Below are 24,228 nucleotides of genomic sequence, written 5' to 3' on the forward strand. Positions count from 1 at the left end.
ACGTCTCTGGTTATTCAATACTGTAAACATGATAGCAGAAAATCATAAAGAATTAATGCTCTTTCTTAGGGGATCCAAACATACTATACGTGGGGTGAAGGCATGAAAAAGTCAGTAATAATTATAGGTTCAGGCATAGGTGGTTTGTCTACAGCTGTTCGATTACTTAGCAAAGGCTATGATGTGAAAGTGTATGAAAAGGAAACAACAATAGGAGGAAAAACAAACCAATTATTCCAACATCCTTTTACTTTTGACCTAACCGCTTCTATTTTAATGAACCGAAAAACCTATGAAGAAGTTTTTGATGATGCTGGCTTAGATTATAACGATTACATAGACTTTATTTTAATTGATCCAATTTACCGCAGTTTTTATCCTGATGGGACTGTTTATGATTTTTCTAGAGATTTAGTATCATTAATACAAACTCTTGAATCTATTTCAATTGAGGATTCTATCGGATACATGAAGTTCTTAGCAGAGGTGTATGAGAGATATATTATTACAAATAATCACTTTTTACAGCAATCGTTTGAAAGCCCTCTTGATTTCTTGCAACTATCATCTGTAATAAGTGCACTAAAAACAAAAGCATTTTCTACCTCACATCAATTAATTTCAAAATATATTAAGAACGATAAGCTTCAAAAATTCTTATCCTATCAGTCATTATACGTGGGAATATCTCCCTACGACGGACCAAGCATCTATACATTAGTTCCTGTAATATCTCAATTGTATGGACTATGGCATTTAAAGGGAGGTATGTACTCCTATGTTAAAGCTTTAGAAAAGGCTATTTATCAGCTAGGAGGAACGATCGAAACGAATTATACTGTAGACGAAATTATCATTTCAGATAACAAAGCAATTGGTATAAAATCGAAAGAAAAGGAAGCTGTTTTTGCTGATAAAATTATTAGCAATGCTGACTTTCCTTATACGATGGATACTTTATTAAAAAATGATAGCCATAAGGGTAAATATACAACGAGTAAGTTGGAAAATTTAAATTATACCTGTTCTACCTTTATAATTTATTTAGGTTTAAAGAAAAAATATCCTCTGCTTTCCGTACATAACCTATACTTAAATAGTAATTTCAAAGAAAATATTGATGCAGCTTTCACTGGACAACTGCCCACAAATCCTTCTTTTTATGTTTATTGTCCAACTAGAGTAGACGATAGTATGATAGCAAATGATGGTGACTGTATAAGTATAGTAGTAAGGGTTCCAAATTTATTTTTTAAAAACATAACTTGGAATAAAGATACAGTGCAATTTATGAGAAACATTACTTTATCAGCCTTAAAAAGCATCCCAGGTTTAAGTGATATCGAAGAAAATATAAGTTATGAAAACTACTTAACACCTGAAGATCTAAAGAATAGATTCAACTCTTACGGTGGTACCGCTTTTGGATTGAGTCCGAACCTAACACAAACAAATTACCTTCGACCTCACTTAAAGTCAGATAACGTAAAGAATCTCTATTTTGTTGGCAGTTCTGTCCATCCTGGTCCCGGCGTTTCTCTTGTCTTGCTCTCAAGTAAACTTGTCGTTAAGGAAATAGTGAAAGATGATTCTATGAACACACCCTCCACTTAATTTTCTCCAAAAATTTGAAGTGGGGGTTTCTCGTCAAAACCCTTTGATCTCTTCGTCGCAGATCAAGGTTTTCTCGAGCAATACGTACGTGAAGTACGGAAGAATACACAAAAGGATACAACAAGAAACACGCACCAACGATGCAAGGGTGCAAGGGTCGTGACAGATCAACTACTACTTCTTGCCATTAGGTAATACGTAGATACGTGATGTATTTCACATTATTTTCAAGGTCACAAATATCTTTATAGATATACTTCATACTATATTTCGAGCTCCGCGGATGTCACGTTGACACTCGTACCTACACGAACATTTGTAATTTCTATAAGAAAATTTCTTTTTCTTCCCCCAAACGGGACACGTTTGCGATGTATTACAATTCTTCTTGTTTCATAATAGACATGCCTTTGGCATGCTAGGAGAACGATTGATCACTAACTCTACAATATTCGCTTCATTTAAGAATTTTTCTGACTAATAATCTAAGACTCTATTTCAATAAATTAAATAATTGCACATAAAAATTACAATATAATGTATTTAATTTCACCATAGAGTAAGGAAATATTTACAATCCAGATAACTTGTTTACATAAGTTATTTTCAGAATAGGAAAATGATTTAAAGAGGTTCAAGGAAGCAAATTGATTTTCCCTTGATATCAATTTGCTGTAAGTTAAAAAGAGGCTTTTCAAAAGTTATGTCAACTAATGAGAAGCCTCTTACATTATGTTAGCAAGTTTTTACATTTATCTTTCTTATTTAACTTACGATTGTTACTGTTGAATAAATGTAAGAATAGAGAGCCTAATAGACGGAACACTCTTGTATATCTTATATTTAATATCCTCATGATTTTTATTCACACTAATATCACTCTATTGCAAAATTAGATATTGTTACATATTAGAATGATGTATCGACAGAAACAAACTCCTCAGATTCCCCCATATCGTTATATGTTACCACATGAATTCTTGTTCCATAAATAGCATCACGTGACAAGGTGAACTGCATATCGGAACCCGTCACACCGAAACCAGTAAATATCCCCAGTCTCTCATTATCAATATTTGACCAATATACTAAGTATCCAAAGATATCTGATTCATCTTCCGCTTTACCAATTCTGAACGTAATTTCATCATTATCAACAGTATATTCTATAAACGAAGGTCCATACTTCGGTAAAATAATTTCCCTTACTGTAACATTAAATGCCGTAGAAGCTAACAATTCTTCAGCATAGTATAGATTCAATGTGATGGTAGCCTCACCAGGATTAACTCCCTCAAACCTTATCCAATCATCCATATTCTCTACTTTCACTGAATCACCACTACTTATTGCCTCAATGCGATACATTTGACCATAAAAGTCGACCTCTTCTCCGAATGGATCAATGAAAATGCCAGATAACTCCAAACCAAAATAGTCATTCTCTATCACTTGGCGATTATTCAATTTCCTACGAATAGAATATGCCTGATAGTCGTCGATAGGAGTATATACGGAAACATGAGATAAACCAAAATTATTTTTAGAAAAAACTAGAATCCCTTTTGCTTCATTAGGTATTTCTATACCCTCTGGTAAAATATAATGAATGTCTTTACCAGTCTTTTCAAGAATCGCGATTGATTCACCAAGTTTCTGCCTTTGTTCATCTGCCCAGAAAAGCACATAGTTAGTCAAATAAGTTTCATCTTCTGCTTTTGTAATCATTATTTCAGGAACTATTTCATTATATAAAGGATTAGTATCAATAAACTCAACTGCATCAGCAGTTTCCGATGGAATACTCATAACAACTTTGATATTAAACGCTTTAACTATCGCATCATTTTCTAGTCTAACTTTAAATAGTAATTTAGTTTCACCAGGGCGAATAGGAGTAACTTGTAATTGTGAATCTTCTATACTTACAGTTGCAACCTTTAAATCGTCCACTTGAACGGTTGCTTCAATCCTCTCATCTATGGCATATAAATCAATTAAATCAATGTTCTCTACTCCTTCTGATAAATCAAGGGAATCGAAGGCCAATGTTTCTAAGTAATCCTCTATCTCCTGTATTAACCCAGCTTTTTCCTCTTCTCGCTGACGCTCTTCTTCCTCTCGTTGATTCGAAGGACGCTCTAGTTCAGGTCGTGGTGATTGTGGCATCGGTCTAACTATTTCAGGTTGTGATGGGCTCTCTCTTTCTCTCTCCTGGGTTCGTTCCTGATTGCTTAATTGTTCAAAATATCTTTTCTCTGCCTCCTGAGCAGCTCGTTCCTGTGCTAAGCGATTTTCTTCCCTTTGTTGTTCTATTCTTTGTTGGAGTTGCTCTTGTAGTCTCTTCTTTTCTTTCAGTCTTTCCTCTTCAAACATTTCCTCCAGTTGCCTATCAGTTAGCTGATTTTCCAATACTAACTGATGCAGCGCAATATCTCTATTCATGTCAATACGATGTCGCTCATCTTCAACCATACTATTATAAGGATCCACTAATAATCGGACTTCTTCTAGAGTAATATTTCCTCTTTCAATAGATTGATTAAGAATATATTCATACAGCATGTTTGTGTTTTCTTTTAAGCTATCAAAATCTTCATCCGTAGTTAATCCATATTCTCCCCTAAGAGATTGGTTACTATTTAATAATTCCAATAATCTTTCATTCTCTTCATCAATTTTCGTTTTATTCTCTATAAAACTCGCTAAAATAGAATGATCCAAATCCATTACAAGGTCCCCTGTTGAAATAGCCCCAGGATGTGTGTCATTCCGGTCTTCAGCAGGTACTCTCAATTGCTGGGATGGTAACACGTTTGTAAATCTATCCGGTTCTGGAATAGAAGATGTCCTCACGATGCCAGAAGCGACAAATAGACTAGTCTCCCCTGTTTCTTGATCTATAGAAATTAAAAAATGTGTACCTATTGGATGATATTGAAAATCATTTATATTCACAAAATACGCTTCGTGTTCTCCCATATGATATACCAACCCGAAATGTTGATTCATTTCAATATGAACACCTTTTTCGGCATCCATTATTTTAGTCATTTCTATAGATGAATTCTCACCAATCATAAACACATCTTGTGAATTCAATTCACCCTTAGCTACAGAATCTTCTTTCGTTTTGATTATATCGCCTGGATATATTTGTATTTCATTTGTTTCAATTGTTTCTTGCTCATCTCTTACAATAATGACTTCCCCGTTAATAACATTTAATGTAATGATCGCATTACTATCCAACTCAGTTTCTTCACTTTCAATTAACTGTTCTGCACTAGTACTATCCAATTCTCCAACATCTTCTACTGAATCATTCGCCTCTTCTTTAGGTGAAAAAAATCCATTTGATATCATTACAATGGTAATCATGAGTACAATGAAAGAACCTACTAAAATATACTTTTTCATACGTGCCTCCTTATAAAATAAAAAAATCTATTTGTCCATGAAAAAAATTGACTATTTTTACTAGTAGTTAATTTACTTTTAGGCATTGTGAATGGCTTTTATCTGCGTTATCTGTTGGCTATACGAGCCTTGACTTACAGTTAAATATTACCCGTCTTAATCTCACCATGGGAAAAGTAGAAACCGGTGTCGCTACCAGTACCAGACTGAATACGATAGCTAACTAGCAATGGTATTATTACATTCCTTTCTGTTTCATTGTATTTAAAGTCTTCTACCTACTGCTAGTTCATTATAATTAATCAGGGGTAACAAAACGGTAACAAAAAGAAGGAAAATAAGTATTATTGTCGAAATAGTAAATCATTATTGTCGAAATAGAATGGAACGACTATGTAAACAGGAGGAGAAAACATGCCTTTAGAACCAGTAAATGGATATAACATGCATTACGAGTGGATTGATAATAGGAGTGGGAGTAAGGAAGTACTTTTGCTCATTCACGGACTCGCACTTGATTCCTCATGCTGGGGGCGTTTTATTGAATTACTTGTTACAGATTTCTCCATTGTACAGTACGATATTCGAGGGCATGGACATAGTCATTATGAAGAGGCGCCGATAACATGGGACGTTTTGTGTGAGGATTTAAATAGACTCATTACAAGGTTAGAGCTAACAGAAGTCCATATAGTCGCATTTGGTTATGGAACACATGTAGCTGTGAAGTACGCCCGCGCGTATCCCGATTATGTCAAAGCCCTTACACTCATGTCACTTCCGTATATGTCGACAAATAATACGCACTCTTATTTAGCTCGACACGTATTTCCACATATGAAAGAAACGCTGGAAGCGGGGCATCCCCACTTTCTCCAGCAGTATGAAGAACTGTTAAAAGGATATACGACACTTGGTCCGGATAATTTAGATCTTAGACATTATTTCCAAGTATTGCTCGGCTACCCAGAAGGGCATTTTTCTAACATGGTTGAGCTAACATCTAATTCAGCACTGCTTCTAGAACTTGCAGATCTATCGTGTCCGGTCCTGCTATTAACAGGCGAATTGAATAAGACAAGTCCGAATTCATTTCTTAATGCAAGTTCTTTTCTATTGCAAAACAGCACGCTTATAACCGTGCCCAATGCATCGTTTCTTCTATTTATAGAGCAACCTGAACTAGTGGCGGAATGGATCAGGTTATTTGCAACACGGATAAGTGTTGATAATTTCTCCCGAAAAGACTCACAACAGTTTATACAAATGGTATTTCAGCCAGAAGAGCAAATAGAATCGCGAAGAGTTCCCATTCTTGACATTCATCTATTACACAAATTCAGTGTCAGTATTGATTCAATTCCAATTGAATCCGGTTGGAATCAGCGCCACGCCAAGAGACTACTTACTTATTTAGCCTTTCACCCGGTAACGACACGCGATATATTGTGTGAAGAGCTTTTTCCCCACCTTACTCAGGACAAAGCAAAAGCAAATTTGAAGGTATGTCTTCATTATTTGGCAAAATTGCTACGGCATCCTATCGAATCTATGAATGGATTATTGTCTCAACAAGGAACCGTTTCAATCCAATATAAAATCAAATGTGATTTAGTCGACTTTGTTGCCATTGTCCGTCAAGCATGTCTCGAAAAAGACCCGACGATTCGATACAAGTTGTGCAAGCAGTTACCACCCTCTATTCCCGAAACCATATTAGTAGACAACTACGATGATTGGGCAGTGTCGTTGCGTCATCAAATCGATGCGCAGTTAAGTCACTTGAGTGAATGGATGGAAATGCAATTATTTTGAGAATCATCTTCATATTTGCATATTGATTCTAAAATATAATCGTTTTTATTTACTCCATAAAATTTCAAAATAAAGATGAGTCATTTTATTATGATAAAGCCATTGTTTTTGAGTTTTGGGATGGAACAAAGCTTTGTTTTTTTGCCTTATTTGATAGAGGATTTGAAGTAACTATTGATACGTTAAAATTAAATAACCTTCTAAAAAATTGTTCTGAACGTATTTAAGTAAATAAAAACAAGTATAGATATAATAGAGCAAATATTGTTGTTAGCTTCATAGACTTTCCAGGTTGTGAACCTCTAAAGCCAAGAAAAGAAAGAAGTTGAGTAAATCTTGTACTCATCTGATGGGACTTTCAATAATTAACAGCTCGCTAGTAATACATAGAACAAAAGCACAGGCGCCTTGCTCACCACCGACAAGCTTAAGACAAGCCTCGGCGTGACGTTCTTTGCCACAGAGAGGATTGATTTAAGACCTCGAGGTGGTAGGCGCCGGATCTGGACGCGGCTAACATTGTCAAAAAATTATCCACACGAAACCAATTTTATAATTTCCTAAGCTAAGAAAAAGCACCTCAATAGGTGCTTACTCTATTCCAAATACACTTTTAAGTTGTAATTTAGCGTATTCTTTGATTACGTCTAGTGGTACAGAGCCAATTTCAAGACCTTTAGCTTTAATACCTGCCTTCGTTTTTTGCCATATACTATTATCCTTAATTGAATCTAAAAACTCATGACCGTCCCATGTTAACGAAGCCATTAACCACATCGGAGAATTATCTGCCCACTTAGTATTGTTATCAACATATTCAGCTTGATCTAATATTTTCAGGTGGTAAGCGACTACTTCCCTATTCCAATCCTCCGGTATTACAAGTTCTTGTCTATCATTAGTACTTTCTATTAACAACAACAATTCCCTGACTAATTCCATATCTCTTTCCAATCACATAACCTCCCTTCTCACCAATTCCAACAAAAAGTATGGGTTTTCCTTGTGTATTTAAACTATTTTTCAGAAGCCATGCCCCTAATAATTTTATACTTTTCATCACAATCTTTACAGTCACAACTAACATCTGATTCTCTAAAGCCAGGGATATCGTCTTTTTCGTATATAACGACACCCTTTCCACAAGGACATTTAAATTCTTCTCTGATTATTCGACCACTTCCTGCGCCATAACCTGGATGAGGTGTTGAACTACTATCTATTAATTCTAAATTCACAATAATCCCTCCTATCAAACTATTTCGACAAAAAGGAAGTAATTTCCTGTTAACTTATTAAAACAGTTTGGTACCAAATATAAGCACCAATTAAGGAACTTATAGCTATAATAAATTGTTTCAATTTTGAGGGAATAGGAATAAATCGGAATATAATAGCAACTAATAATGATGCGATAAACATGTATAATCCTAACAATACAATTTTTAAGGCTAGCCCATTCATTGAGTCTTGTACTGATTTAGTAACTATATCCATATCTTCACCAACTTTCCATGAAGACATTATACTACATAAAGAGACACCAGAAAGGGTGTCCCTACTATCTAACATATTTAGACTATATCCAGCAATAGAACTTCGTTCTTAATTACTAACTCTCTCTAGATAAGTGCTCTATTAGACCACCTCATCAAATTTAAAATTGTTAATGTTTACTTTGAATTAAATTGCCATTTCTTTAATAACTTGGATGTAAATTTCAACTAGACGTTTTTCTTCAGCGATGACATCTAGCTTATTTATTTTTTGAACATATGATTTGGACATGCCTTGCGCTATCACTCGTTCTTTACGGTTGTTTAGTCTGATTTCCAACCTGCAACCTGCGCGCTTTTCAAAACGTTCATACGATAGGTTGATAACACTTCGATATGGCTCAACACCTGTCCAATTCCTAACAATCTTTTTTAGGATAACAGTCACTTTTCCTCGCCAATCGACGTTATTTAATGAAACAATGTTTGATATGTTGCTAACTTCGCCTTCCAGTTGAGATACTCACTTATCTTGTTGGACCAATTGATTAATGGTTCCTTGTAGTATTTCTAATTGTGATTTAGGTTATTCGACCTGATAAGAACCTGTTTTTCTAATAGAAGGAAGTACTTCATGAGTCACCCATCTTTTAAATTGTTTCGCTTCTGGTTTTCTGCTCCCAAGAATTAATGAGTAAAGACCAGGTTCATTTACAAATACAACATTTGAGGTTCGATTCGTTTCACCTTGCGTTAAACGCAAAGTAGTTTTTTCGTCATCATCTAAACGTTGTGAAACAGCACTTGAAGAAAGAGCTAAAACATCGCAAACATTTTTGTTAGTTGATTCATTTGTTTCTCCTCCTTATAGGAAATTTTTCCCTTTCTGTCGAATGATATATACATGAAAGGGGGTGAAGCTAGTGTCTGACTATAAAAAACCTGGTACAGATAACCAACCACCTGGAAAATACGTAGAAGTTGGTCCTCGCGGCGGTGAAGTTCCTAAAGCTAGAGAGGTAAAGATAGACCGCGGTGATCGATTACCGCCCACTCAAGAAAAAGGTCGTAATTGGAAAAAGAAGTGATTTTTCAAGTAGCCATTGTTAACGCAATGGCTTCTATAACTCAATTTTCTTTTTTAAAAAACACCAATTAAACCAAAGGAATTTTAGTTGGAACCACGCTTCTGCATATTAAATTCCGTTTTCTTCGTATTTTGTGATGTAGTGATGAAACATTTGATTACCTCCTTAGATATAAGTTTGAATTTCAAGTAGCTTTAGTAGATCTTGAGCTGCATCTTCTTTGGTGTAGTTGGAATCTGTTTCTAAATCGTTAGCAATTCGTAACACTTCAATTGTTGAGATTGAGCGTTCTAACAATTCAGCAGTTTCTATTTAGATCGCCTCCTTCGTTGCGGTTTTAGCAACGTATTTGTTAAAAAAATCTAAAATCTTGTAATTTAATGTTTTTGCCAAAATAGGCAACTGGTCTGCTTTAAATGAAATGTTCCATTTTCATATTTCATATAAGTTGAACCGTTCTTTAAACCTAGGTAACTCGCCATTTCTTGTAAGGTAATCCCTAATTCAATTCGCCTGTTCTTGATGTAATTTAAATTTAAAGTTTGCATTTTCAACCTCCTTTAATTTCTATTTTAGAAACGTTGTATTTTTGTAATACATCGTTATTTTATAAATATCAATACGTTAGCGTTTCTTTTTTAGAAATAACCATTTTTTCCATTTTGGAAACGTGATACTATTGTGTTGCTAATATAGAAAGTGGTGAGTTTCCATGTCTATAGGAAAAAGAATTGTTAAATTACGAGAAACAAAAGGGTGGAGTCAAAGAGAACTATCACGACGGGTTGATTTGAATCCTAGTGTAATGAATAGAATTGAATTAGGCGACCGACCGATCAAGGACCATGAACTATATAAATTTGCAGATGTCCTTGAAGTAACTGCTGATTATCTTTTAAGTAGAACGGATGATCCTGGACCTAAGTCATCGAAAAAAGAATTAACAGAAAAAGATGAAAAAGACATATCGAAACGTATTGGGAAAATGAAAGAAGATCTACAAAATTGAGACGGTCTTAGTTTCTCTGGAGAACCAATGAGTGAAGAGGCGATTGAATCTCTTTTAGAAGCAATTGAATATGCAGAACGTCAAACAAAGAGAATCAACAAAAAATACATTCCTAAAAAATACAGAGAAGATAACTAAATGGGGTGATTTCTTGGAGTGGATTAAAACTACCATGTAGGAGTTAAAAAACAAATACCAAACCAATGACCCTTATGAACTCATTTCTTTAATGATTCTTTAATGAATATTCATTTAGTCCCTTGGAACTTACATGAAGATATACAAGGTTTTTATAAAAACAACAGACGGAACAAATATATATTTTATAATACTAACTTAAATACAGAAAGACAGGTTTTTGTATGCTCTCACGAATTATGTCATGGGCTGCATTGCACCCAAAGGCAAATACGCCTTTTCTGAGAAGGCATACATATTTTTCTATAGATAGAATTGAGGTTGAAGCGAATACATTCGCTGTAGAACTATTACTTCCTGATAAAACAATTCATCAATATCAAAACACTGGAGTTACAATTCAAGAAGTAGCTTCACCCAATGGCATCCCAGAAGAGGTTAGACATTTAAAATAATACTACCATTTAATGTCTTCACCTTGAGTACACACTTGATTTAGGTTATTTATTTATAGAAAAACACGGGAGGTTTACATGAAAAAATTCAAATGGTATTTATCCGTATGGTTCATTAGTATTTGGTTTACACTTTCAATTCTTATTATTCCGTTTATAATTGGTGTTATTTTATTAATTTTTAGGATTATTGAGGAAAAGAAACTACAAAGGTATTGGGAAGAAAGTGGTTTTAACGAAATAGTAGACGTCAAAGAGGAGAAAGAAAAAATACAAAAAGAGACCCTAAAGCATAAAGAAAGTATTGAAAAAGAAATAAGTAAACTCCAAGAAGAAGCAAAAAAAGCAACAAAGGATATGGAAAAGCAGGTTAATAACTTCGAAGTAACCATAGAGGAACTTCAAGCTGAAAAACAGCAAAAGCAAGAGGAAATTATAGTAATTGATGACGAACTGCTATATCAATCTTTTGGTTTTTACGACCCTAAATATGAATTAGAAAACTCAGAACAATATAAAGAAAAGCTTGATGAAATACGAGATAAGCAAAAAGAAATGGTGAAAAACAAAACTGCTACAGATCATTTGGACGAATGGATTTTAGAAGGAAGCAAACAAAAAGGAAAAGTCATGAATAACAATAACATTAAATTAACACTACGTTCCTTCAATAACGAATGTGATGCAGCTATATCTAATGTTAAGTTCAACAACATAAATGCAATGGAAAAGAGAGTGAAAAAAGCTTTCGACCAATTGAATAAAACCAACAAAAATAATCGGATTGAGATTAAGACAGAATACCTTTCTCTAAAAATAGATGAGCTCTATTTAGCATTTGAATACGCTCAGAAAAAAGAGGAGGAAAAAGAAGAACAACGACAGATCCGCGAACAAATGAGAGAAGAAAAGAAAGTACAGCAGGAGATAGAAAAGCAACGGAAGAAGTTAGAAAAGGATGAAGAACATCACAAACAAGCTCTTGAAAAATATCAAGACCAGTTAGAAAATGCTAGCGATGAAATGAAAAAAGATCTAGAAGATAAAATAAAGGAAGTTATGGAAAGAATGGAAGAATTGAACAAAGAAAAAGAATCTGTTGATTTTAGAGAACAAAACGCAAGAGCTGGATATGTATATATTATTTCCAATATTGGGTCGTTCGGAGAAAACATATATAAAATTGGAATGACTAGAAGATTGGAGCCTAACGAACGTGTTAAAGAATTAGGTGATGCGTCAGTCCCATTTACTTATGACATTCATGGAATGATTTTTTCTAACGATGCACCGACATTAGAAAATACGTTGCATCACGAATTTAATGATAAGAGGATGAATTTAGTAAATTTACGTAAAGAATTTTTTAAAGTTAGTCTTAAAGAAATTGAAGAAACTGTAAAGGCTAAGCATAATAAAGTAGTCGAGTTTACTAAACTTGCAGAAGCTGAGGATTGGCGCAAAAGTGAACAGATAAGAAAAAAATCCGAAGATAAAACAGAAGAAGTTATAGCTTAAAAAGCTAATTGTGAAAGTTTATATTGCCCCAGGTTTTTGGGCTTTTTTTTATAAATAAACAGAACATACATTCTTATCTGGTGTGTATTTAAAGAAGGCTTATCAATAATGGGGCTATGTAGTGCATTGCTATACGACAAAAACTAAAGCAGGAGCAGTTAGATGGGTTTGTATAGAAGATGGACCTGCTGACCCAGTAACAGGAAAAAGAAAGCAGATTGTTCGCAGGGGTAAATCTAAAGGGGAAGCAAAGAGACGTGTCGAGCAAGTCGAAAATTTATACACACGTTACGAAGAAGATGAAAAAAGACGCTTCCGTAAAAGTCAGAAACCTTTACGAAAACGCTCTTTCAGAAATAAATCTATAAAAATGTTATTTTTTCGTTGCTTTTTTGGTGAATTAAGCGCATATAACCTCCATAAACGTTGTTAAATCAATGTTTGTCAGGGGTTTTCTACATCATGCCGCCCATTCCACCCATGCCGCCCATGTCTGGCATACCGCCGCCAGCGCCACCAGCGTTTTCTTCTGGTTTGTCAGCTACAACAGCTTCTGTTGTTAAGAACATTGCCGCAACAGATGCTGCGTTTTGTAATGCAGAACGAGTTACTTTGGTAGGATCAACGATACCAGCTTCAACCATGTTTACCCATTCGCCAGTAGCAGCGTTGAAACCAACACCAACTTTTTCACCTTTTAGGCGTTCTACAATAATAGAACCTTCTAGTCCAGCGTTGTGTGCAATTTGACGAACTGGTTCTTCTAATGCACGAAGAACAATGTTTGCACCTGTTGCTTCATCGCCATCTAGGTCTAATCCTAATTCTTTCACTTTTGTATAGACGTTAACTAGTGCAGTACCACCACCAGCAACAATACCTTCTTCTACAGCTGCACGTGTTGAGTTCAGTGCATCTTCAATACGAAGTTTACGCTCTTTTAATTCTGTTTCTGTAGCAGCTCCAACTTTGATTACTGCAACTCCACCAGAAAGTTTTGCTAAGCGCTCTTGTAGCTTTTCTTTATCAAACTCTGAAGTAGATTCTTCTGCTTGTGCGCGAATTTGAGCAACACGAGAAGAAATTTGTTCAGGATTTCCAGAACCTTCAACAATTGTTGTGTGCTCTTTAGTTACTACAACTTTAGAAGCACGTCCTAATTGCTCTAATCCAGTGTTTTTAAGGTCTAAACCAAGATCTTCGGTAATTACCTCTGCACCAGTTAGCATAGCAATATCTTCTAGCATTGCTTTACGACGGTCACCAAAGCCAGGAGCTTTAACTGCAACAGCGTTGAATGTACCACGAAGCTTATTGACAACTAGTGTTGCTAATGCTTCACCTTCAACATCCTCAGCAATCATTAGAAGTGGTTTACCTTGCTGTACAACTTGCTCAAGTACAGGAAGTACTTCTTGAATGTTAGCAATTTTTTTATCTGTGATTAGAATGTACGGATCTTCTAGTTCTGCTTCCATTTTATCTTGGTCAGTAACCATGTAAGGGGAAGCATACCCACGATCAAACTGCATACCTTCTACAACTTCTAACTCAGTATTGAATCCTTTTGATTCTTCAATAGTGATAACACCATCGTTACCAACACGTTCCATTGCTTCAGCAATTAGTTGCCCTACTTCTTCATCTCCAGATGAAATTGCTGCAACTTGTGCAATAGATTCTTTGCTTTCAATTGGATTTGAAATGCTCTTTAATTCATCTGTAGCCAATTTAACAGCTTTCTCAATACCACGACGTACACCTACTGGATTTGCACCAGAAGCAACGTTTTTAAGTCCTTCTTGAATCATTGCTTGAGCTAATACTGTTGCTGTAGTTGTACCGTCACCAGCAACATCATTTGTTTGTGAGGCAACTTCAGAAACAAGCTGAGCACCCATATTTTCAAAAGCATCTTCTAGTTCGATTTCTTTCGCAATCGTAACACCATCATTTGTAATAAGTGGTGAACCATACTTCTTGTCTAGTACTACATTACGACCTTTTGGACCTAGTGTTACTTTAACAGCGTTTGCTAGTGTATCAACACCACGTAGCATTGCGCGACGAGCGTCTTCACTAAATTTAAGTTCTTTAGCCATTTGAAAGCCTCCCTAATTCTTATAATTATGATATAATTTATCGTTCCTCGTTAATTAACCAATAACAGCTAATATGTCGCTCTCACGAAGAATTAAGTATTCATTACCTTCATATTTCACTTCTGTTCCTGCGAACTTAGAGAAAATAATTAGGTTTCCTTCTGCTACTTCTGGAGCGATTTTTTCTCCATTATCTGTTACACGTCCAGAACCAACTGCAACAACTTTTCCTTCTTGTGGCTTTTCCTTTGCGGAGTCTGGAAGTACAATACCGCTTGCAGTTTTTTCATCTTGTGCAACAAGTTCAATAATAACGCGATCACCTAGTGGCTTTAACATTTCGAAACCCTCCTTGGATATAATGTTAGTCAATGCTTAATTTCCATTTTAGCACTCAACGTGCAAGAGTGCTAACACAATTAATATAATAATGAATTCTACGATAATTTGCAAGTATTGGAGTTATATTTTTTTGGTCGTTTACATTATTATCAATTCACTAAACAATCATGGGACTAACTATTTCAATTCTATTCTAAACTTGTGTTAAAATACGTACAATGAATAAGAAATTGAATATTATGCTTAGAAGGGGTCGTTGCTTTTTGCCTAAAAACTATTGGTATGTCATTTTGACATATTTTGCTATGCAATTATCTGGTGTAATTGTTGCACCAATTATTGAAATTATAAATATAGATCCTCTTGTCGCAGTTGTCTCCTGGTCAATGTTTAGTTTCATTGTTGCATTGCTAGTCACAATGTATTTACTTAGAGATGAGATGAAACAAGTAAGAGGAACAACAAATATTGGTTCGATTATTCTTTGGTCGATTTTAGGGATTTTCTTGGCTTTTACAGCACAAATTGTTGCTATTCTTATCGAAACCTTTGTTCTTAATATTAAGCCTGGGTCTCAAAATACAATGGACATTATGAATATTGCACGTGCTGCACCGATATTTATTATCATTGTTTCCGTTATTGCTCCGATTCTAGAAGAAATCATTTTTAGAAAGATCATTTTCGGTAGCATCTTTAAACGAACCAACTTTATTATTGCTGCTTTAGCATCAGCACTCATATTTGGACTTGTTCATAACGATAATCCGCATATTCTGGTCTATACTGCCATGGGAATAGTATTTGCCTATCTCTACGTCAAGACAAAACGAATTATTGTACCGATTATCGCGCATATATCCATAAATACGTATGCAGTAATTGGTCAATTAACACTTGATCCTGAGGAGATTGACAAAATGTTAGAGGAATTTAATCAATTACAAATGATCATTATTGGAGGCTAAGTGTCACATGAGGACTTCACCAATGTTTATGGCATCCCTATATTTTGGTATGGGAGTCGTATTCACTTATATCGCAGTACAATCAGTCGAAGATACTATCTGGAATTTTATGACGATTTTACTCGCATTTTTTGCTACTTTGGATTTTGTTGTTGCTTTTAGACTAATCGGATTGCATTTGCGAGTTAAAAAATCTAAAAGGAAAAAAGAATAAACAAAAACAGTTAACTGATTTAATTCAAGTTAACTGTTTTTTTATTACGAAATTTATTACTGACTTCCATCTACTTCATCGAGCGGATAATGTTTAATAAAATATACTAACGATTGAAGCTCTACAGCGAGATCAATATGGTGAACTCGAACTCCTTCAGGGACCGTAATTCTAGCTGGTGTGAAGTTCAAAATTCCTGATGCACCAGTTTGAACTAATCGGTCTGTAATATTCTGAGCTTCTGAGACAGGAACAGTTAAAATAGCAACAGTAATATCACTTATTTTGTCTTCTAATTCATCGATATGATAAACCGGGACACCACCAATTTCTTGACCGACTTTACTTTTATCTGCATCAAACGCCATTTCGATTTTTGTATTATTGTTTTTGGTAAAGTTGTATTGTAAAAATGCCGTTCCCAAATTACCAACGCCAATTAATACTATATTAGTTACGTCATCTTGATCCAAAGTTTTCCGGAAAAAACCTAACAAGTATTCGACATTGTATCCATAACCCTTTTTCCCAAGTGCACCGAAGTAGGAAAAGTCCCTACGAATGGTGGCTGAATCAACTTTTACTGCTTCACTTAATTCTTTAGAAGAAACTCTAAATTTCTCCTGCGCATGTAAATTGTTTAAAAAACGATAGTATAATGGTAACCGCCTTGCTGTGGCTTGTGGTATTTTGTTCTGTTCACTCATTTTAATTTCCCCTTATTTGACTAGATTACGTTTAGTTTCCCCAATACTGTTACTAATAATATATGGTTGATAATTTTGGTCTGATTTATCTTTCATATCTGTTAACGCGTACATTTTGCATTGTTTCCTACACTTGTCTATATTTTAACAAAAAACAGTCGATATGTCGTGAATATCTTCACTAACTAATATATATATATTAGACTTAAATTGCTAGCATTTTAATTATTACAGAAGTTCCGTCTGCGGCTACTAATTATCAAGCTTGCTACTTACAAGAAAACTAGGATACACTTAACAAATAGAGGTGAATAGAATGATCTTAATGCAAGTAAATAATCTTACAAAACGTTTTGGTGCTGAACTTATATTATCTAATATTAAGCTAGAGATTAAAACCAATGACCGAATTGCAATAGTTGGTAGAAACGGCGCTGGTAAATCTACACTATTAAAAATAATGTCTAACAATCTTTCTTACGACGAAGGTAGTATTCATAAACCCAAAGATGTCTCTCTCGGATATCTTGCACAAAATACTGGCTTAGTCTCCAATCAGTCCATATGGGATGAAATGCTATTGGTATTTAATGATTTGATTGAAAAGGAAGCGGATTTAAGAAAAATGGAACAACAGATGGGCGATCCCAGTCTTACTGATAACGAAAGTGTCTATCAACAACTTTTATCAGACTATGACAAAAAACAGCAAGCATTTAGAACAGAGGGCGGCTATCAGTATGAAGCGGAAATAAAAGCTGTTTTGAATGGCCTTCACTTTCAAGATTACGATTTAAATACAGTAGTGAATGAACTAAGTGGTGGTCAAAAGACGCGCTTAGCTCTTGGTAAGTTATTATTATCTAAACCTGATGTACTAATACTAGATGAGCCCACTAACCATTTAGATATTGAAACATTAACATGGCTTGAGGGTTATCTTAATAGCTATAGTGGAGCGGTAGTTATTGTATCCCATGATAGATACTTTTTAGATAAAACTGTTAACATTGTTTATGAAATTTCTAGGAATCACTCTAGGAAATTCCACGGAAATTATAGTAAATATTTAGATAAAAAAGCTGCTGACTATGAACAAGAAATGAAACAGTTTGATAAACAACAAGGTGAAATTAAAAAACTGGAAGAATTTGTTCAAAAAAATATTGTTAGAGCTTCAACGACTAAACGGGCACAGAGTAGACGAAAGCAATTAGAGAAAATGGACAAAATGGATAAACCTAGCGGAAGTGATGCATCAGCAAAGTTCTCATTTGAAATCAATCGACGAAGTGGAAATGATGTTTTGAAGCTAAAAGACTTGGCTTTTCGTTATGATGAGGAACAAGATTTCATCTTTTCCAACTTAAGCTTTGATGTGTCTAGAGGGGATAGTCTCGCCTTAGTGGGACCTAATGGAGTTGGTAAAACGACTCTTTTAAAGACGATTATAGGTGACTATAAAGCAAACCTTGGCTCCATACAGGTTGGAACAAATGTCCAAATTGGATACTATGACCAAGAACAAACAAAGCTTAATTCCAACAAAACTGTTCTTCTCGAACTCTGGGACGAATATCCGATGATGAACGAAAAAGATATTCGTACAGTCTTAGGTAACTTTCTATTTTCTGGTGATGATGTCCTTAAGACTGTTTCATCATTAAGTGGAGGGGAAAAGGCTAGACTATCGCTCGCAAAATTAATGATGGAGAAATCAAACCTACTTATCTTGGATGAGCCAACTAACCATCTGGATTTAGATAGCAAGGAAGTATTAGAGGCTGCATTATTAGATTTTCCAGGTACAATATTGTTTGTTTCTCATGATCGGTACTTCATAAATAAAATTGCGACACAGGTTGTTGAAATGAAACCAAGTGAATCCACCTTATACCTTGGTGATTACGACTATTATTTAGATAAAAAGCAAGAAGAGTTTGAGTTAAAGGAGCTTGAGAATACACAAGAACAAGCTTCTGTTGAGACAAATGAAACAAAGGCTAATTTTAAACAAGACAAGCTTATCAAAAAGGAACAAAGAAAAAAAGAACGTAGAATTCAGGAAATTGAAGAAGAAATAGAGCACTTGGAAGAAAATATTCAGGAAATTGAAGATTTGTTGTGTCAGCCAGATATTTTTCAAGACCATGAAAAATCACTAGAGTTGACTCAAAGTAATGAAAGAAACAATCTAAAAGTAGAAGAACTCATGGAAGAATGGGAACAACTTCAAAGTGAATAATAATTGATACACTAGGATAATGGTTGAGGCAGAATCGACATTATCCTAGTTTTTTTAAAAAAAGGATGTTATCCACTTACTAACATCCTTATCCACATATCCACTACTGTAATACTTACTTTTTTCCTAGTTATACACATTATCCACAACTAAACATATAGTTATCCACAAAAGTTATCCTCAACCTAACTGTCTATTAGATAAGTTATTTAAATAATTATCCACAATTAGAAATGAAGTGTGTTGATAACTATTTGATCTCTAACACAAAAAAAGTAAAGCTTCCTTAATTATCTAAGGTTACTTTACTTTTTATATCTGAGTCAATTTCATAATTGCAAGATGGCGGTGAATAGGCATGATGAAATTGATTTATAAAAAAGTTATCGTTGTTGACCTCGTAATGAATATTTTTCTAAATCTAACGACGGGTTAGCATTTAAATCCCAGCCTGCTCTGTGGCCTTGATTATAAGCAATACTACCAGCAGCAGCAATCATTGCGGCATTATCCGTACATAAATGTAGTGGTGGAATTTCTAGTTCGATACCTGTATCAGCGAATTTACTTGTTAATTCCTTACGTAAACCCTGATTAGCTGCTACACCACCAGCAACAAGTACTTGCTTTACCCCATATTCTTTAGCTGCCTTATATGTCTTTGTAGTTAACACTTCTACTACACTAGCTTGAAAACTTGCAGCAACATCTTCTTTTTTAAGTACTTCATCTCGCTGCTCTGCATTGTGTAAGGTATTAATTACTGATGACTTCAATCCACTAAAACTAAAATCATAAGACCCTTCTTCAAGCCACGCCCTAGGAAAGTTAATGTTTGCTTGACCTTCTGTTGCTAACCGGTCAATGTGTGGTCCACCAGGATAAGGTAGCTGTAGTGTTCTAGCAACTTTATCATAGGCTTCTCCGGCTGCATCATCTCTCGTTTCTCCAATAATTTCAAATGAACCGTGTTCACGCATTAAAATTAATTCCGTGTGACCTCCTGAAACAACAAGTGCTATTAACGGAAAGGTAAATTCCTTATTTAATCGATTTGCATAGATGTGACCTGCAATATGATGCACCCCAACCAAGGGCTTACTCTTTGCGAATGCAAGCGCTTTGGCTGAATTAACTCCAATTAAAAGTGCACCAACAAGTCCTGGTCCCTCTGTAACCGTAATTGCATCAATATCAGCCATAGTCATCTCTGCTTTAGAAAAGGTTTCCTCTAACACAACCGTGATTTGTTCGACATGGTGTCTAGATGCAATCTCAGGTACCACTCCACCAAATCGTTTATGACTTTCAATTTGCGAGGCTACAACATTAGCCACGATTTCTACACCATTTTTAACAATGGACATCGCTGTCTCATCACAGCTTGTTTCTATTCCTAAAATATACTGATCCTTTGTCATAGTTTCACCCACATTACTAATGCATCCTCATTATTATCTGTATAGTAATTCTTTCTAACTCCACCTGGTATAAGACCGAATTTTCGGTACATCTTTTGAGCAACCAAATTTGACACCCTTACTTCCAATGACAATTGATGTGCTCCAAGGGCAATCGATTGATTCAATATATATTGAAATAGTGCCTGCCCGTACTTTTTCCCTCTATATTCTGGTAGTATTGCAATATTTGTAATTTGAGCCTCGTCTATTACTATCCACAACCCACAATAACCAAATACATACCCTTGTTCCTCTATCAAAAAATAGATTGAATAAGGATTTTCTGTTAATTCCCTGTAAAAAATATCTTTCGTCCATGGCACGCCAAATGAGGACATTTCAATCATCATTACTTGATCGATATCTTGAATTGTCATTTGCCTGATTATCACTTCCGACATTAGCTTTTCCCCTGCTGTTGTTTTAACCAATTCGCTTCAGCTTCAGCTAACCTCAGGTAATTAGGAGTTAATGAATGTATTTCTTCAGTTTCTTTAGCCATACTTGCTTGTGCAAGTAGCGATGGACGTGGAACATGATAAGATGTATCAGGAATCACTGCCAAATCTCCCATCGTTTTATCTATTAGTTCTCTGTGTAATTCAATGTCTTGACTCAAAAATAAAACTTTAGTTTGATGTTGTGCTAACACTTCCAACCAATCAGAAAATAAAGTATTCTTCTCTTCTAGAACATTTTCTAATTTTTGATCAGGACTCCATTTATATAATCCTGTATATACTAAACCTCTGCGTGCATCAAAAAAAGGACAGATTAATTGATTAAAGAAACTACCTTGATAGGCGACTGCTTCTAAACTAGAAATAGAAACAATAGGTATATCAAGAGCCCAAGCCATTGTTTTAGCAGTTGCTAGTCCTATTCTAACCCCTGTAAACGAACCAGGTCCTTTGGCTACTACAATCTTATTTAAGTCCTCAGGAACGGTTGCTGTCTCTCTCATCAATTGATCAATAGCTGGCATTAGCCTGACAGAATGATTTTTCTTCACATTTGTGATATATTCCCCAGCTATTTGTCCATTCTTTACAATTGCAATCCCCATTGTTTGGTTTGATGTATCTATAGAAAGTATATTCATCGTTCTAACTCCTCGCAAATCTTTTCAAAAGCGTCCCCTTTTGGATAAAAGGTAATTGTTCTTTCATCTTCATTTTTCAATTGAAAATCAATGTCTAAGCGTTCCTCTGGCAAAAATTCTTTGATAAAAGTCGCCCATTCTACCACAGAAATTCCGTTTCCATTAAAATACTCATCGAATCCAATGTCTTCATCGCTGTTTTCTAATCGGTACACGTCCATATGATATAGCGGCAACTCACCCATATACTCTTTAACTATCGTGAATGTCGGACTATTTATCATTCGTGTCACACCTAAACCAGATCCAATACCTTTTGTAAAAGTTGTTTTTCCTGCACCAAGACCGCCAGATAAAGTAATCACGTCTCCAGGTCTAAGTAACAGAGCTAATTTCTCTGCTAAACGAATTGTTTCTTCACTTGTGTATGTAGTAAATTCAAAAGTTTTCATTTTTATCACCTATTTCAAATGCGTATAACCCAATTTTTCAAGCTTCATTTCATTGTTATTCTCTCGCAACATTACAGAACCGTTCAAACGTTCATTATCATCTACATAACCGATTTCTGTAACCATAGTATTTGTTTTATGTGCAGCATCTACTACGGCTGGCCATTCTTGTTTAGAAACAGTTCCAATAAGTTCAAAATCTTCTCCACCAAATAGTTTCCATCTTTTCTGCTGCTCTTCTGAAAAACAATTTAAATCAGGATGGCATGGAATTTTCTCGTAATTTATATGCAGAGTAACCTTTGATGCCACCGCAATCTCAGCTGCTTCATTACCAATTCCATCACTTATATCATTTAATGATACTCTAGATAAAGGTGACAAAGCCTGAGCAAATGATACTCTAGGACTAGGCATACGATGTCGATCAATAAAGTAATTGAAACTATTACCTAGATGCTCCATACTTTCAGATTCATTTGTTAACAAGTGAAATCCGGCAGCTGCATCACCCAATGTTCCAGTTACAAAAACAATATCATTATTTTTGGCATTAGTGCGATATCTAGATTGACCTTGACTAGTAAAACCTACAATTGTCACTGAAATAACAAGTTCATTTCCAGAAACAGTATCTCCACCTATTAGGTCCATTCTGTATTGTTTAGCAATCTCCCTCATACCTCGATATATGTCATTCAATTCACTGTCGGACCAGTCTTTGGGGATAACAATTGAAATCAAATAATAAGCTGGAGTACTTCCCATCGCTGCCATATCACTAATATTAGCAGCCAATACTCGATAACCAACATGAAATGGTAACATCGTCTTTCTAGAAAAATGAATGTTTTCTACAAATGTATCTACTGCCATCACTGTATCTTGATAGGATTGACGAAAAACAGCTGCATCATCCCCAATACCTTTGATTAAGCTGGGTTGTATGTAGTTCTTTTGTTGTATTGATTTTATAAAGTTGAATTCGTCCATCTCTAAACCCCCAACTATTCATTAGAGCTAACTCTATGATAGCAAAAACCATTGTAAAATGAAAAATAACCATGCCTTTTTATAGAATAACAAAAGCGAAAGTGTACCTTGATTGCACTAGGGAAATAAGACAAGCATCGTCCTTTGCGTTCTTTGCAACATAGAGGATTGACTTAAGACCTCAAAACGGGGCAGGCGCCGTAGCTGGACGTGGTTAACTTAATAATTAATTATCCACAGCATTCCATTTTTATAATTTCCAAGACTATAAAGAAAAGCCTTAGGATTTTTCCTAAGGCCTTTATAAATTATGTATTAAGTTAAATTTAATGGCGGTCCGGACGGGACTCGAACCCGCGACCTCCTGCGTGACAGGCAGGCATTCTAACCAACTGAACTACCGGACCAAATATGAACAAAAAAATATTTTCTAGCAAGAAGTAACATCGACGTTGTTAGAAAAATAATTGGTTGCGGGGGCAGGATTTGAACCTGCGACCTTCGGGTTATGAGCCCGACGAGCTACCAGACTGCTCCACCCCGCGGTAATATAGGAAATGTTTTTAATCCTACTAAAGATAAATTTAATGCCTGGCGGCGTCCTACTCTCGCAGGGGCAAAGCCCCAACTACCATGGGCGCTGGAGAGCTTAACTACTGTGTTCGGCATGGGAACAGGTGTGACCTCTCCGCTATTGCCACCAGACTAATTATATAAATTTCAGGGACAAGATATATTATATTACTATTTCACTTCAAATGCAAGTGTTTTTTAGAATAATTAATATATACCTTCAAAACTAGATAAGAAGAACAAGACATCAATCTTTCGCTTTATCATTCTAGCTACAGCTCCTAAAAGCTAGCGTATAGGTAATCCATCATTTCGTCCTCAAAGGTCGAGAACTACATGCTGTCTTATCTATCCGTACGCTTTTGATCAGTCGCTTTCGCTTTATAATTTTAGTTAAGTCCTCGATCTATTAGTATTCGTCAGCTACACGTGTCACCACGCTTCCACCTCGAACCTATCAACCTCATCGTCTCTGAGGGATCTTACTCATTTAAAATGATGGGAAGTCTCATCT

General features: G+C 35.3%; 23 protein-coding genes, 2 tRNA genes, 2 rRNA genes and 4 pseudogenes. 10 read left to right on the forward strand and 21 right to left on the reverse strand.

Features of this window, described 5'->3' with window-relative positions; genetic code table 11:
* The first annotated feature begins 102 nt into the window (after positions 1-102).
* Complete coding sequence (locus LD272_RS05025) at positions 103-1,614, forward strand: phytoene desaturase family protein (protein ID WP_226035498.1); 1,512 nt, start codon at positions 103-105, stop codon at positions 1,612-1,614.
* Between the two features lie 258 nt (positions 1,615-1,872).
* Here LD272_RS05025 and LD272_RS21585 read toward each other — a convergent pair.
* Positions 1,873-1,980 (reverse strand): annotated as a pseudogene (locus tag LD272_RS21585) (zinc ribbon domain-containing protein); the annotation flags it as partial.
* A gap of 543 nt (positions 1,981-2,523) precedes the next feature.
* Positions 2,524-5,034 carry a FecR family protein gene (locus LD272_RS05035; protein ID WP_226035499.1) on the reverse strand — a complete coding sequence of 837 codons (2,511 nt, stop codon included), beginning with the start codon at positions 5,032-5,034 and terminating at the stop codon, positions 2,524-2,526.
* Between the two features lie 414 nt (positions 5,035-5,448).
* Between LD272_RS05035 and LD272_RS05040 the strand changes: the two genes are divergently transcribed.
* Complete coding sequence (locus LD272_RS05040; protein WP_226035500.1) at positions 5,449-6,849, forward strand: alpha/beta fold hydrolase; 1,401 nt, start codon at positions 5,449-5,451, stop codon at positions 6,847-6,849.
* Between the two features lie 591 nt (positions 6,850-7,440).
* Here LD272_RS05040 and LD272_RS05045 read toward each other — a convergent pair.
* From LD272_RS05045 to LD272_RS05065, 5 genes and pseudogenes are all read right to left on the reverse strand, one after another.
* Positions 7,441-7,803: a DUF2513 domain-containing protein gene (locus LD272_RS05045; protein WP_226035501.1), complete on the reverse strand. Its 363-nt coding sequence runs from the start codon at positions 7,801-7,803 to the stop codon at positions 7,441-7,443.
* A gap of 62 nt (positions 7,804-7,865) precedes the next feature.
* Complete coding sequence (locus tag LD272_RS05050) at positions 7,866-8,087, reverse strand: hypothetical protein (RefSeq protein ID WP_226035502.1); 222 nt, start codon at positions 8,085-8,087, stop codon at positions 7,866-7,868.
* A gap of 49 nt (positions 8,088-8,136) precedes the next feature.
* On the reverse strand, positions 8,137-8,421 hold the full coding sequence (locus LD272_RS05055; RefSeq protein WP_226035503.1) for a hypothetical protein: 285 nt from the start codon (positions 8,419-8,421) through the stop codon (positions 8,137-8,139).
* Between the two features lie 111 nt (positions 8,422-8,532).
* A complete protein-coding gene (locus LD272_RS05060) occupies positions 8,533-8,793 on the reverse strand; it encodes a hypothetical protein (protein ID WP_226035504.1) in 261 nt (86 codons plus the stop codon).
* A 138-nt stretch (positions 8,794-8,931) separates the two neighbouring features.
* A pseudogene (locus tag LD272_RS05065) lies at positions 8,932-9,171 on the reverse strand (BRO-N domain-containing protein); the annotation flags it as partial.
* A 97-nt stretch (positions 9,172-9,268) separates the two neighbouring features.
* On the opposite strand from LD272_RS05065, the gene LD272_RS05070 reads away from it, so the two are divergent.
* Entirely contained in the window at positions 9,269-9,433 is a 165-nt protein-coding gene (locus LD272_RS05070) for a YjzC family protein (protein ID WP_226035505.1), read from the forward strand.
* 165 nt (positions 9,434-9,598) lie between these two features.
* On the opposite strand, the gene LD272_RS21380 is transcribed toward LD272_RS05070, so the two are convergent.
* Positions 9,599-9,730 carry a hypothetical protein gene (locus LD272_RS21380; RefSeq protein WP_255639644.1) on the reverse strand — a complete coding sequence of 44 codons (132 nt, stop codon included), beginning with the start codon at positions 9,728-9,730 and terminating at the stop codon, positions 9,599-9,601.
* Positions 9,731-9,810: 80 nt separating this feature from the next.
* Positions 9,811-9,981, reverse strand: a complete 171-nt coding sequence (locus tag LD272_RS05075) for an XRE family transcriptional regulator (protein ID WP_369413932.1) — start codon at positions 9,979-9,981, stop codon at positions 9,811-9,813.
* 164 nt (positions 9,982-10,145) lie between these two features.
* On the opposite strand from LD272_RS05075, the pseudogene LD272_RS05080 reads away from it, so the two are divergent.
* The 4 genes and pseudogenes from LD272_RS05080 (at position 10,146) to LD272_RS05095 (ending at position 12,986) form a co-directional block, all read left to right on the forward strand.
* Positions 10,146-10,580, forward strand: a pseudogene (locus LD272_RS05080) (helix-turn-helix domain-containing protein).
* 82 nt (positions 10,581-10,662) lie between these two features.
* Positions 10,663-11,035: pseudogene (locus tag LD272_RS21735) on the forward strand (ImmA/IrrE family metallo-endopeptidase).
* A 78-nt stretch (positions 11,036-11,113) separates the two neighbouring features.
* Positions 11,114-12,553 (forward strand): SNIPE associated domain-containing protein, encoded by a 1,440-nt coding sequence (locus LD272_RS05090; RefSeq protein ID WP_226035506.1) that lies wholly within the window; start codon positions 11,114-11,116, stop codon positions 12,551-12,553.
* 121 nt (positions 12,554-12,674) lie between these two features.
* Positions 12,675-12,986, forward strand: a complete 312-nt coding sequence (locus LD272_RS05095; RefSeq protein ID WP_226035507.1) for a hypothetical protein — start codon at positions 12,675-12,677, stop codon at positions 12,984-12,986.
* A gap of 22 nt (positions 12,987-13,008) precedes the next feature.
* Here LD272_RS05095 and groL read toward each other — a convergent pair whose 3' ends face one another.
* Positions 13,009-14,655 (reverse strand): chaperonin GroEL, encoded by a 1,647-nt coding sequence (groL, locus tag LD272_RS05100; RefSeq protein WP_226035508.1) that lies wholly within the window; start codon positions 14,653-14,655, stop codon positions 13,009-13,011.
* A 54-nt stretch (positions 14,656-14,709) separates the two neighbouring features.
* Entirely contained in the window at positions 14,710-14,994 is a 285-nt protein-coding gene (gene groES, locus LD272_RS05105) for a co-chaperone GroES (RefSeq protein WP_226035509.1), read from the reverse strand.
* A gap of 266 nt (positions 14,995-15,260) precedes the next feature.
* On the opposite strand from groES, the gene LD272_RS05110 reads away from it, so the two are divergent.
* Together LD272_RS05110 and LD272_RS05115 are read left to right on the forward strand one after the other, a co-directional pair.
* Complete coding sequence (locus LD272_RS05110; protein ID WP_226035510.1) at positions 15,261-15,965, forward strand: CPBP family intramembrane glutamic endopeptidase; 705 nt, start codon at positions 15,261-15,263, stop codon at positions 15,963-15,965.
* A 7-nt stretch (positions 15,966-15,972) separates the two neighbouring features.
* Positions 15,973-16,179: a YdiK family protein gene (locus LD272_RS05115; RefSeq protein ID WP_226035511.1), complete on the forward strand. Its 207-nt coding sequence runs from the start codon at positions 15,973-15,975 to the stop codon at positions 16,177-16,179.
* 56 nt (positions 16,180-16,235) lie between these two features.
* Here the strand turns inward: LD272_RS05115 and LD272_RS05120 are convergent, their stop codons facing one another.
* The gene (locus LD272_RS05120; protein ID WP_226035512.1) at positions 16,236-16,886 is read right to left on the reverse strand and encodes a redox-sensing transcriptional repressor Rex; all 651 of its coding nucleotides are present in this window, start codon (positions 16,884-16,886) and stop codon (positions 16,236-16,238) included.
* A 316-nt stretch (positions 16,887-17,202) separates the two neighbouring features.
* Here LD272_RS05120 and LD272_RS05125 point away from each other — a divergent pair, with 316 nt between their 5' ends.
* On the forward strand, positions 17,203-19,131 hold the full coding sequence (locus tag LD272_RS05125; RefSeq protein WP_226035513.1) for an ABC-F family ATP-binding cassette domain-containing protein: 1,929 nt from the start codon (positions 17,203-17,205) through the stop codon (positions 19,129-19,131).
* A 383-nt stretch (positions 19,132-19,514) separates the two neighbouring features.
* Here the strand turns inward: LD272_RS05125 and tsaD are convergent, their stop codons facing one another.
* The 9 genes from tsaD to LD272_RS05170 form a co-directional block, all read right to left on the reverse strand.
* Positions 19,515-20,552, reverse strand: a complete 1,038-nt coding sequence (tsaD, locus tag LD272_RS05130; RefSeq protein WP_226035528.1) for a tRNA (adenosine(37)-N6)-threonylcarbamoyltransferase complex transferase subunit TsaD — start codon at positions 20,550-20,552, stop codon at positions 19,515-19,517.
* The gene (gene rimI, locus LD272_RS05135) at positions 20,549-20,995 is read right to left on the reverse strand and encodes a ribosomal protein S18-alanine N-acetyltransferase (RefSeq protein ID WP_226035514.1); all 447 of its coding nucleotides are present in this window, start codon (positions 20,993-20,995) and stop codon (positions 20,549-20,551) included. The genes tsaD and rimI overlap by 4 nt, the downstream gene beginning before the upstream one ends.
* Positions 20,995-21,696 carry a tRNA (adenosine(37)-N6)-threonylcarbamoyltransferase complex dimerization subunit type 1 TsaB gene (gene tsaB / locus LD272_RS05140; RefSeq protein ID WP_226035515.1) on the reverse strand — a complete coding sequence of 234 codons (702 nt, stop codon included), beginning with the start codon at positions 21,694-21,696 and terminating at the stop codon, positions 20,995-20,997. The genes rimI and tsaB overlap by 1 nt, the downstream gene beginning before the upstream one ends.
* Complete coding sequence (tsaE, locus tag LD272_RS05145; RefSeq protein WP_226035516.1) at positions 21,693-22,148, reverse strand: tRNA (adenosine(37)-N6)-threonylcarbamoyltransferase complex ATPase subunit type 1 TsaE; 456 nt, start codon at positions 22,146-22,148, stop codon at positions 21,693-21,695. The genes tsaB and tsaE overlap by 4 nt, the downstream gene beginning before the upstream one ends.
* Positions 22,149-22,157: 9 nt before the next feature.
* A complete protein-coding gene (gene thiL / locus LD272_RS05150) occupies positions 22,158-23,141 on the reverse strand; it encodes a thiamine-phosphate kinase (protein ID WP_226035517.1) in 984 nt (327 codons plus the stop codon).
* 330 nt (positions 23,142-23,471) lie between these two features.
* Positions 23,472-23,548: transfer RNA gene (locus LD272_RS05155), tRNA-Asp, on the reverse strand.
* Between the two features lie 61 nt (positions 23,549-23,609).
* Positions 23,610-23,686: transfer RNA gene (locus LD272_RS05160), tRNA-Met, on the reverse strand.
* 44 nt (positions 23,687-23,730) lie between these two features.
* A 5S ribosomal RNA gene (rrf, locus tag LD272_RS05165) occupies positions 23,731-23,846 on the reverse strand.
* Positions 23,847-24,103: 257 nt separating this feature from the next.
* Positions 24,104-24,228, reverse strand: a 23S ribosomal RNA gene (locus LD272_RS05170); the annotation flags it as partial.

Origin of the sequence: Aquibacillus saliphilus (assembly GCF_020404745.1) — a bacterium.
Lineage (GTDB): Bacteria > Bacillota > Bacilli > Bacillales > Amphibacillaceae > Aquibacillus > Aquibacillus saliphilus.